The organism is Frankia sp. BMG5.23 (assembly GCF_000685765.2).
Lineage (GTDB): Bacteria > Actinomycetota > Actinomycetes > Frankiales > Frankiaceae > Frankia > Frankia casuarinae.
This window is the reverse complement of the sequence record NZ_JDWE01000084.1, coordinates 1-10680: the sequence shown is the minus strand read 5'-3', so window position 1 is coordinate 10680 and position 10680 is coordinate 1. Positions and strand designations below refer to the sequence as shown.

The 10680-nt window shown below is 63.3% G+C and carries 10 protein-coding genes; 6 read left to right on the top strand and 4 right to left on the bottom strand.

The window, feature by feature from the left end; all coding sequences use genetic code 11:
• Positions 1 to 1800: 1800 nt before the first annotated feature.
• On the bottom strand, positions 1801 to 2559 hold the full coding sequence (locus tag BMG523DRAFT_RS20705; protein ID WP_235463315.1) for a class I SAM-dependent methyltransferase: 759 nt from the start codon (positions 2557 to 2559) through the stop codon (positions 1801 to 1803).
• Between the two features lie 1253 nt (positions 2560 to 3812).
• On the opposite strand from BMG523DRAFT_RS20705, the gene amcA reads away from it, so the two are divergent.
• Positions 3813 to 5102, top strand: a complete 1290-nt coding sequence (amcA, locus tag BMG523DRAFT_RS23730; protein ID WP_160323740.1) for a multiple cyclophane-containing RiPP AmcA — start codon at positions 3813 to 3815, stop codon at positions 5100 to 5102.
• Between the two features lie 8 nt (positions 5103 to 5110).
• On the opposite strand, the gene BMG523DRAFT_RS24915 is transcribed toward amcA, so the two are convergent.
• Positions 5111 to 5734 (bottom strand): pentapeptide repeat-containing protein, encoded by a 624-nt coding sequence (locus tag BMG523DRAFT_RS24915; RefSeq protein WP_160323739.1) that lies wholly within the window; start codon positions 5732 to 5734, stop codon positions 5111 to 5113.
• 29 nt (positions 5735 to 5763) lie between these two features.
• Positions 5764 to 6312 (bottom strand): hypothetical protein, encoded by a 549-nt coding sequence (locus BMG523DRAFT_RS26785; RefSeq protein WP_235463313.1) that lies wholly within the window; start codon positions 6310 to 6312, stop codon positions 5764 to 5766.
• A gap of 131 nt (positions 6313 to 6443) precedes the next feature.
• On the opposite strand from BMG523DRAFT_RS26785, the gene BMG523DRAFT_RS20695 reads away from it, so the two are divergent.
• A complete protein-coding gene (locus tag BMG523DRAFT_RS20695; RefSeq protein ID WP_043592083.1) occupies positions 6444 to 6677 on the top strand; it encodes an AlpA family transcriptional regulator in 234 nt (77 codons plus the stop codon).
• 163 nt (positions 6678 to 6840) lie between these two features.
• Here the strand turns inward: BMG523DRAFT_RS20695 and BMG523DRAFT_RS24910 are convergent, their stop codons facing one another.
• Entirely contained in the window at positions 6841 to 7386 is a 546-nt protein-coding gene (locus tag BMG523DRAFT_RS24910) for a hypothetical protein (RefSeq protein WP_134351270.1), read from the bottom strand.
• A gap of 316 nt (positions 7387 to 7702) precedes the next feature.
• Here BMG523DRAFT_RS24910 and BMG523DRAFT_RS20690 point away from each other — a divergent pair, with 316 nt between their 5' ends.
• The 4 genes from BMG523DRAFT_RS20690 (at position 7703) to BMG523DRAFT_RS20675 (ending at position 10375) form a co-directional block, all read left to right on the top strand.
• A complete protein-coding gene (locus tag BMG523DRAFT_RS20690; RefSeq protein WP_043592081.1) occupies positions 7703 to 7912 on the top strand; it encodes a hypothetical protein in 210 nt (69 codons plus the stop codon).
• Positions 7913 to 8102: 190 nt separating this feature from the next.
• Positions 8103 to 8393, top strand: a complete 291-nt coding sequence (locus BMG523DRAFT_RS20685; protein WP_043592079.1) for a hypothetical protein — start codon at positions 8103 to 8105, stop codon at positions 8391 to 8393.
• The gene (locus tag BMG523DRAFT_RS20680; RefSeq protein ID WP_043592077.1) at positions 8390 to 8584 is read left to right on the top strand and encodes a hypothetical protein; all 195 of its coding nucleotides are present in this window, start codon (positions 8390 to 8392) and stop codon (positions 8582 to 8584) included. Before BMG523DRAFT_RS20685 ends, BMG523DRAFT_RS20680 begins: the two co-directional genes overlap by 4 nt.
• Before the next feature lie 105 nt (positions 8585 to 8689).
• Entirely contained in the window at positions 8690 to 10375 is a 1686-nt protein-coding gene (locus BMG523DRAFT_RS20675; RefSeq protein ID WP_160323738.1) for an FtsK/SpoIIIE domain-containing protein, read from the top strand.
• Positions 10376 to 10680 lie beyond the last annotated feature (305 nt).

Here is a 10680-nt window from a genome sequence, read left to right as displayed (position 1 = left end):
GGGCGCCCGGCGAGGCTCGGTGCCCGGGGCGCCCGGCGAGGCTCGGTGCCCGGGGCGCCCGGCGAGGCTCGGTGCCCGGGGCGCCCGGCGAGGCTACCAAGAGCGGCGCGTAGCCCGTGCGGGAGGGTGTACGTGGGCCCGCGATGGTCAAGCGGGAAGACTGCTTTGTTGCTCCCGCCATGTACGTGCCGTGTCGCTCAGCTCACCTATCACAGGGTGATCACTCAAGGGCTTGACCGCACCGAGGATGGCGTCAGTACGTTTTCCGACGTGCGCAGCCTGGAAAGGCAGCGCAAGCGCGAGGCCCTGTGTAGTGAGACCGGCAATGCGATGTGGATCTCGATCGGCGCTGCGGGACACGGCAAGGGCTTCATCGAGCAGCATGTAGGGACGCTGGTGCGTACTTTCCGCTTCGATGATCGGACGCACCGTGGTCAGCGTCCTCTTAACATGATCCGGCATTCCGAGGCGAGCGTATGCCAGAGCTGCGGCCGTTGCGGCGCTTGCGGGGTGACAGGTCTGAATGTCATCGACAATGGTGCGAGAAATCGGCCCGTGGTCCGCCGGGGCGAGCGAATGCAGAATTTCGAGTGACTCCCCGACGGCCGATTCAACCCCCTTGACGTCGCCGAGCGTAGCGCAGGGACCAGCAACGGCATCCGACAGCAGCAGTGCACGCGCAGGGCCCGTGTGCGCGTAGAGCAATCCGTCTTCGGCGTATCTCTTTGCGCCAGCTGGATTGCCTGCGTAATCTTCAACAATGGCTTGCATGTATCGGGTCCATGCAATGAGATTGTCATCGTCGAGCAGGTCGGCTCTTTTGTGGGCCTCAGCGAGGGAAATCCGGGCAGAGTCCGTCTCTCCCGCATTGTTGTGGACCCACCCCCGTAGCCCTGCGGTAATGGTTGCAGCATGCCAGAGGCGGGCATGGTCGGCGGGNCGGAGGGTGAGTTTCGTCGATATTCCGTCGATCAGGCTTTGCACTGACGCTATTTGCCCAAGAAGTGCGGCGGGGGATGTCGAGCGATAAGCGTCGATGACTCCGGATATCTGTGCGTCAACGATGGGAAGAATGCTGTCCGCGCGCGCTGTTCCTTCGAGAAGTAGCAAGCGATCCGTGGGGGTGAGCACGGGCAAAGCCGCACCTGCCGCCACGCCGCTACTGATCAAGGAAAACAGGTCTCGACGATTCGTTGGACTCACCTCCCGCCCTGGACTCGGCAACGCTGGGTCACGGGCTTCCACTGTCAAGGGTACCCGTCTTGCTCCCCCAACCACCAGCCGTGTTTCACCGGGTGATGGTTCCGGGGCATAGCCGTGAAGCGATGCTTCGCGCTCTGCGATGGCACGATCACGCAGACGCAGAAGATCGCCTCTCGTGCCGAAAGCGTCGTCGAGTGCTTTGAACCCCGCTGCGGACAGGGTCCGTCCGGTGGCGAGGCTCTTGGCGTGCTTGCGTGAGTAGCCGGCATGCGCGCCGAGGTCGGACCAGTTCCATCCACGTTCCTCGATCAGTGCTTGCACACGGTCGACCAGTTCGCGCAGCGCGGGGGTAGTCGGTGTTGATCGTCGCGCGGGGTGCGGACTCGTTGGCATGTGTCCCCCTGGAGCTGCCGGCCGTCACGTGGGGTGTGATCGTATCCGGGTCAGCGCGGACCGTAAGGTCTGTCAGCGGGACAAGGGGGGTGCGACTTGGTCGCACCCCCCTTGCGGCGGGACAGGTATCACTGTCGGGCCTGTCAGCTGAGCAGTGGGCGCGGCGATTGGTCGCCGTGCGAGAGGTGTGCCCAAGTGCTGAGGTCAGGCGATGGGTGTGTCGGCGCGAGTGGCGGTGAGGTAGAAGCCGGGGGTGGTGATGGTGATCTTGGCTTGTGTGTCGATGGCCTGGTGCCACGCCGTGGCGTACCTTGCGGCCAGCTCTCGATCGTGGGCCGCGATGGTGTCGACGGTGCTGGGCACACTGGGGTGCGGGGGCCGGTGCAGGTAGGCGTGCACGTCGTTGCGGCCTTCCAGCCTGACGACGACCGTATCCATGGTGGCTTCAATGTCGCGGAACCCGCGCCGTACGTGGCGTGTGGCGGTACGCATGTCGAGCCGGTGCATGTAGCGTGCGCCGGGGGTCGCCCACTGCAAGGCTTCCTCGGCGGCGTGAATCTCTGCTGGTGTCAGGCGGAGGTTGGCGTCGTGGCGACGCTCTGCGTAGACCGGTTCAAAGAGCGACAGCCGACCACCGGGCCTCACCACCCGTGCGACCTCACGGAACGCGCGTATCAGGTCGGGGGCGTGAGCGAATGCGGCACGCGCAACGACCGCATCGGCGGTGTCTTCCTGGAGTGGGACGTCCGCGATTTCGGTGAGGACACGTCGGAGGGTTCCCGCGCCGAAGCCGGCCGGGGGGATGGTCTCCAGCGCCTGATGTGATCGGTCGATGGCGGTCACGGTGCCGCCGACCCCGACCAGCGAGAGGGCGCCGAGGGTCAGCAGACCGTTTCCGACCGAAAGGTCAATCACGTGATCTCCGGGGGAGATCTGGGCTCCGCTCAGGACGCGGTCTCGCATCCTGATCTCACCGTCGCTGAACGCCTGCCGTTCGACTATTGGACCCGCCTGACCCGTGGGGCGCTGCCGAGCGACGTCCAGGGCGCTCACGCGACCGTCTCCCGACGTGTCCTACACCGGGCAACGAGGGGCTGTTGGCGAAGATGTCGCATGATGGTCCTTTCGGTCGGGGTGCCCTACCCGGCGGGGGTCGCTGCGCATTCGGGGGTGTCTACCGCGCAGGCCGCGCACCGCGCGGGTAGGGCGGATCGGCGGGGTGCTGTGCCCCGGGGGGCGGAGCACAGCACCCCAGTCGGGACCACGGCCGGTACCGCCGTGGCGGGGCGGGAGAGGACCGGGGGTTGCCGGCACCGGTCCTCTCCCTGTGCGTGGCATCCGGTGTCCGCGCGCCGTCAATGCTGTGTAGGCGTCTATGGATTGACCGGTTAGGGAAGTGCGCCACACCGGCGGCAATGGACACGGAGAGACGGTCGCGACCACCGTTGCCCCCCTCTCGTGTCGGCCTGCACATCCGCCGGTAGGGGACATGTTGCCCGCTGCTGCACCGGCCGGACAGGGTGGGACACAGTCCCACCCGGGTGGGACTGTGTCCCACCCCGGCGAGAGCGTTCCAGCGCAATCCGCCGGCTATATCCTGGCTATCGTTGGACTCGTCTCTGTCAAATGACATCAACAGGTAGGAAGTCCTCCCCCCTCTAAGGACTGATTATGAGGTGGAATTCCACTATCGCCCTTGTCTCCGACAATCGGGATGGTGAGTTCAGGTGACACGCCGCTATTATGTGGTTCGGCCACGCTGGCTTGTCCTAATGCGGATCGGTCTGGTCGGAGCCATGTGTCTGACGGGCGCCTTCCTGTTTCCCGCGGTTACCGCTCTTCCGTTTGCCGCAGTCGGCACCATTCTTGTGTTCATTTACGTGCTCGTGCGGTAGTCTCATGACGCAATTAGGCGGACAGTCCCGCAATCCGAGTAACGTGATTCCGGCTGGCTACAGCCTATTTATTGTACGTATAGATGTCGGCGCCGACGGTGCATCCGAAGGGGTGCTCAGCGCGTTCACTGTACTTTCCGTTGATTCTTCCGTGGTGGGGCGCGTAGCGCTTTCTTTGCGCGAGCCCGAGCTATCCGCGATCGCTATTCACCACGATAGTACCGTGAATTTTTCTAGTGAAAGCCAGGAGTCTGCGGGCGTCCTGGGGTGATCTATCCCGGAATACTGCTGTGCACTGAAGACCGGAAAGGGAGGGAATCCGTGGAAACGACCATCAAATCGACGGTTCTACAGCCAACAACGCTATGCAATCTCAACTGCGACTATTGCTATCTGCCTGGTCGGGGCAAGAAGAGCGTGATGGAACCGTCAACAGCGCGGGCTGTTGCGGACTCGATCCGTTCGCAGGCTCTGCGGCGTGGAGGTATCGAAGTTATCTGGCACGGAGGAGAGCCGCTGACTATCGGGGCTTCGGCGTTCACTGAGCTTCTGGAACAGTTCGCCGATATCCCGGCTACTCACGTCGTCCAGACCAACGCGACCCTGATTGATGCAGAGTGGCTGGCGCTGTTTAAGAAGTGGAAGGTAGAAATTGGCGTCTCGATTGACGGCGATCGAGACCAGTCGAGACATCGCGTTGATCGGGCGGGATCGGCCGCATTCGACCGGATCACGCACGGAATCGCACGGCTGCGGTCAGGCGGCTTCCCGTTCGATGTGATAGCGGTCGTCGCCGCACCCGAGCCGGAAGACGCGAGGGATCTCTACAATTTCATAGTAGACCTCGGCGCGCGATCACTCGCAGTCAATATCGAAGAGCGGGAAGGGTCCAACACGCGGCTACGCACGCACAGACCCGAGCAGCTTCAGGAATTCTGGGCGGCTCTCGCGGATGCATGGACCGAAAATCCAGCGATTCCCGTGCGCGAGTTTGACCGTGTCCGATACGCGATGAGACCGGATGAGAGTGGATCACGGGCAGGCGATGCACGCTCTATCGATCCTTTCCCGACAGTGGCATGGAACGGTGATGTCACGCTGATATCGCCGGAGCTTGCCGGTTACTCCTCCGAACGGTACGGCTCCTTCTCCTGTGGCAATGTTCGCGAGGGAGACTTTCTCAAGATCGTCCGGGATGGGATGCAGTCGGCATGGATCTCCGAGTATCGCCGAGGTCTCGCGCGATGCATGGATGAGTGTGCCTACTTCAGCTTCTGTGAAGGTGGGCACCCGGCAAACCGTTATTTTGAGCACGGTAGTTTCGACGTCACCGAAACGGACTACTGCCGCAACGCCAAGATTGCGCTTGTCGACGGACTCACCGATAGCCGTAAGGTCGGTGGTGCCGGTGGGTCTGACGCCAGGAGTGCACTACTCGCATTCGAAAGAATGCGGCGGGTTGTCGCGGTCCAGCGGTCAGGCGCGGCGCATCAATCCCCCAAAAAATTCGATAACCGCCCGTCCTGGGACAATGGAGGGAAGCCACCGTTCGACAATCGCCCGTCCTGGGATAACTGGGACAAAAGGGGCTGGAGTAAAAAGAAGAAGTAGTGCTTCGATCAGTCGATGACTTCGATACCGAATTCAGCGAGGAGAGCCTCAGCGGCAGCGAAAACCTGATCATAGGATATGCGAGCACCACGAAGAGCCGAGAGGCCACGAACACCGGAAAGCCTTGACGTAGAGAGGTCGCAGCCGGCCGCGGACGACGCCTCGAACTCCACTCCCGACAGGTCACATTCCGCAAAAACGCTGCCATCGAGCCGGCCGCGGATCACAGTTTCCCCTAGCTGACATTCCTTGAATAGTATCGTTCCGCTCACGCGCTGAAAGTCAAGAATTGAATAGTCTAGGCGGCAGTTGAGAAATGCCACATCGTCTGCCAGCTTGAATGTCCCCCTCCATCCGGTCATCCGGCATCCCTGAAATTCCACTCGGCGAGCGGTGAACCTCTCGATTACCCCATTTGACAGATCAGAGTCTCTCACGACCGTGTCGGCGGCCTCAAGGTAGTCAAATGCCGCATCGGTCAGATTTGCACGCACCACTGACCGCGAAATCGATCCCTCGCCTCGCACTCCTGATTGATCACCGGCCAGGAGTGCGAGACGGTGATCAAATTTACCCCGAAACAGCACCGACGTTTCCAGTAGATCATCCTCGTCTATCGACGGAACGCGCATTCTCAGACCATCGCGGATTTGACGAAAGTTCATTGTGCGAGCCTACACATCCCTCTTAGTAGCCCCCCCGCACTCGGTGCGCGGGGCGCACCCGACGAGGCTCGGTGCGCGGGGCGGTAGGGCGTCCGCACTGGTCTGTGTGGTGGCCGGACCATGTCCGCGAGTGCCATCACGATGCGTGGGTCGGTGTGTCGTAGCCAGTGGAACAGGCGGGTTCCGGCGGGTCCGGGCGGTCCGGCGGCTAGGACGATGTAGAGGGCTTCGTAGGAAGGCGCCCACGCGACCGGCGGGGGGTTGCTGGTGTCGGGTGTCCAGCCGGTCATGTCACACGCCCCGAACGGCAGCGGACCGAAGTCGGGCAGCGCGCGGAAGTGAAGGGTGACGGTGCTGTCCCCTGGGCTCGGCCGGTGGTGGTCGATGTAGAGGAGTCGGGGCAGGGTGGCCACGACGTCGACGAGGTCGCGCAGCGTCGCACCGGACCGGAGAGTCACGGCGTAGAGACCGGGTTCGGGGATGTCCAGGGAGACGAACGGTCGCGGGAAACGCCATCCGTCCGTGGGGGGCGGGATACTGGGCACAGGTCACCGTCCTGTTCAGGCAGGTTGTGATCTAGGTCCCGTCCGGTGGTAGCACACCGGGCGGGACCGCCCATGACCTTAGCACGCATGGTGCTATGGTTTGCGGTTGATCAGTCGATAGGGTCGATGCCGTGGAGGACGACCCGTTGATCGGCTACCGGGAGATAGCGGCGCTGGCCAACGTCAAGCCGGTCACGATCCGGGGCTACCGGCGGGATGATCGGTTTCCCCCGCCGGACAACGTCGATGTGCCGGACCGGCCGCGCTGGTACCGGTCGACGGTGCTGGCCTGGTTGGCGTCACGTCCGGGGCAGGGCGCACGGACGGACCGCAAGCGCGAGAATCACGGGGACGCACAGGAGTAGCGGCGCGCATCGACCCCGGTAGCCGCCGCTTCGCTCTCCCTGCCGGGTGCTGCGCTACCGGGTAGCCATGCCGAGCCATATTCCGGCGACGACGCACGGGACGATGACGAAGAGAAGAACGACGAGGAAGTACGGGCGGGGTATCCGGTCCTCGTCGAAACGGTTAAACATCACTGCCCTTTCGGTTATCTGCACGGGATGGTTTCCGAATAGCCTTGAATGCGCTTGCGGGTGGTGGCGGGTTCTGGGGTAGCGGCCTAATCGGCCGTACTTTCCCGTTTTCGCGTTCCGTGTCGCCCACGTGGGTAGTGTCGTCTCCCGTGGCTAGGCGCCGGTCCATTTCAATTGCCAACGCCAATATGAGCTTCTTCTCGTGCATTTTCCGGAATGAGTCTCCGGCGATTCCGCCGTAGAACTGCGCGGCGTCGTCACGCCGTTCGGTTTTGTTCAGCCGGGGCCCGCATCCCGGGATCACGGGATTGAGTGCGAGCAGCGCACGGAGGGCGTCCCCGCGCGGCGTGCCGAGGGCGTCCGTGGCCGCGTGGAGCAGCCGGTAGACCGCCGTGGCGCGTACCCACTCGCTGCCCGGCTTCGTGATAAGGGTCAGCAGTCTCGGAGCACCGTCGAGGATGTCTTCTGGTCCTCGGACGCCCCGCGCGACGAGCGCGTCTAGATCGTTTATGAGCTGCTGCTCGCGGCTCTCCCTCACGCGTGATCACCCTCTCCGCCCGTGCATGTGCTGTTGCGCGAGGTCTTGCAGGACATGCTGACAGTGATACTCCGTGTACGTATCCGGGTCTAATCCGGGTTTAGTGCCAGTTGGCTCCGGGGTGTCCGGACGCTGATCACTGGTCCGGGTTCCGTCCGGGTCGCGCGGCCTACAGATCCGGCTCCGGGCGTCAACAAATCCGGGAATGAGCCAGAAAAATACCTGCTCGTCGGCTTTGCGGCGGGAAGTATGGATGGTGTCAGGCGGGCCGCCTAAAGGGACCCGCGGCACCTTTCCTCTCCCTTTTGGAGATCCCGTGATCCTGTTTCTCCTGTTCTTTTTCATGCTCGCTCTGGCGATTCCGCTGTGGCGTTTCCTGGCGATTTTCATGCCGGTCTCGTTCGCGCTGTGGACGTTGTCGTGGGCGCTCACCACGTCCACCCCCGGATACGGAAAGTACATGATCCCCGTGATTTTCATTTTGCTCGCCGCGCGCCAGGTCTCGAAGTGGACGCGCCGCACGTGAACGGCAGCGGCCGGTTTTTCTTCTGGGCGTCTGTTCTCGTCTGGCTGGTTGACCTGTTTCTGCTCGGATTTCTGGTGGGTGCTCACCTTGCCCCTGAGGCTCCGCAGCAGTGGTGCCCGGAAATCGTCTCCCGGGTCGTTCCCGCCTTCTCCTTCTCTCCTTTCCCTGCTATTCCACGAGGTGACTGCACATGATGTACGACGACATTGAAGTGACCGCGTTGGGGCGACGCGCGGCGGACGCTTTCGACGCCCACATGGATACCTTCACGGCCGGTGCCGTGATCCACGACATGTACATGGAAATTATCGGGACCGACCCGGCGGGAATCTCGGCGCTGAGTCTTTCCCTGGCCCTGCTGTCCGCTCACCAGGAAAGGACGCGGGCCGCGTGGATCAAGGCCCAGGACGAGTGGCTGTTCGCCTCGGCGATGGTCTACGACTCCGACCTTTACGACGACGAGGAGGACCACCACCAGTGATCATCCCGATTTCCATTCTGTTCCTTCTCCTCGTCGCCGTCATCGTCCTCATCCGCGCGTTCGACTTGAATTTCGGCCACGCGTTCGTGTGCGTCGCACTCGGTTTCTACATCGCTCAGTCGGGTTTCGCTCCGACTTTTCAGAACCTGCTGAACCAGATTTTCGGAATCTTCTCGTCCGTCCACCTGTAACCGCCTCGGGATGCCCGGCCACGGCCGGGCATCCCGCCCCTTTTCTGCCGGAGGAAAACCGTGGCACGTGTTCAGACACGCGATCAGCGGAGAATGTCCCGGGACATGCGTAAGATGCGCCGATACATGCGCAAGTCCATACACGGAAAAACGCGAGAAAGGCCCGGAATTGTCGGCGCCGCGGCGGGTATTTTCTGGACCTACAGAAGTGAACTAGCGCCAATCTACACAATGATTGTCCTGACGTTCTCCGCATCGGTCGGTCACCGCCTGTGGAACGCCGGAGTGATCATCCTTGTTGGGCTGTTCTGCCAGGTCGGGGGCAGTGTAGCCGCGCGGCGCTACGACCGGCGGAGCGAACGCGGGTACGCACGGACGGTGCTTTTCCTGGGCTGTGGATGGTGGGTCGCGGGTGCGATCGCCGGTCCGGGACATGCGCCGCTTCCGACGATTCTTCTCCTCGGTGGTGCGTGCGCGGCTATTCCGTGGTGGGCGCACCGCCGTCGCCGGTCCCGGGTACGTGTTGAACGCACAATCCGGGCGTGGCCAGTTCTGGCGGAAGATGCCGGATTGGCCGGCAGCCGTGTAATGTCGGCGGTCGTCGACGCATTCGGCTATACCGCACGGGTCGCATTGCGACGCGGAATGTCCGCCCGGACCGCTATCGGCCGCGCCGATGAAATCGCCAGCATGCTCGGTGTCCGCCCGAACAGCGTCCGTGTCACGGCCGATCCTGACCGGGAAGACCACGTGATTGTTCGGGTGACGGAATCCGACCCGCTGGCGCGTGTGGCCCCGTGGCCCGGACACGCTGATATCACCCCTTTGATCACGAGACCAATTCCGCTTGGCGTAGCGGAAGACGGAACCGTTGTCGCGGTTTCCCTGCTCCGCCGGCATGCACTCATCGGCGGCGTCGTCGGTTCCGGGAAATCCGGGCTCGTAAACGCCATCCTCGCGTCCCTGGTGCCCGCCGATGACGTCCGCGTGTGGGGCATTGACCTTAAAGGTGGCATGGAACTCGGCCCGTGGGAAAAAGCACTCGGCCGACTCGCGACAACACCGGAGGAAGCCGTCACGCTTCTCTCCGAAGCGCGCGACGAACTGACAGAACGAGCCCGCGACCTTGCCGCACGCGCCGAACGGACGTGGCATCCCACCAGCACGCGCCAAGCCCTTGTCATCCTGATCGACGAATTCGCGGAACTACCCGCCGAAGCACTCGATATCATCGATTCCATCGCCCGTCTCGGACGTGCCGTGGCCGTAACGCTCGTCATCGCCACACAACGACCCACCCAAGAGGTTATGGGTAACGGGGCGACCCGTAGTCAGATGGACGTCCGCGTGGCGTTGCGCGTCCGCGAGCGTGGTGACACAGACCTGATTCTTGGCTCAGGAGCCTACAAAAGCGGATGGCGAACGGACGGGTTCACCCTGGCCGGTGCTTTTTTGGTCCTTGACCCGGAACACACCACCCCGCTACCTAACCGCGCCTACCTGATCACTGACGACACTGTCGCCAGCATCGTCGAGAAACACGTCGCGCCGATCGCTCTGCCACCCGCACCCGACAAGCAGCACACGGAACAATCCGAAGATCCACAGCGGGTGTTGTGGACCGCGTTGATCGACGCTGGCCCCGACGGCATGGCCGTGCGCGACCTGGTGACCGCGACCGGCCGGTCCCGACGGTGGGTCTACTACGCGCTTCAGCAGCTCCAGGCCGCCGGACGCGTCGAGCCGATCGACGGACGGTGGCGCGCAGCGGGAGACGACACACATGAGTGAGCGCACCACCACCACCCACCGTGACGAAACTGGTGTGCACCACGGTGTGCAACCCCCTGTGCAAGCCTGTGCACGAGGGTGTGCATGCACGGCCCTAGGCGCGCGCGTGCGCGTCTGCGCGCGTAGGCCCACACCCACCTACCTCCGTGCACACCAGCAACAGCCAGTGACATCCACCCTCGTCGCCCCGCCCGCCGGTACGCACCGGCTCCGGCCGACGAGGGCCACCACGGCACGCCTGCCCACCCTCGTCGCCCCGCCCGCCGGTACGCACCGGTCCCGGCCGACGAGGGCCACCACGGCAC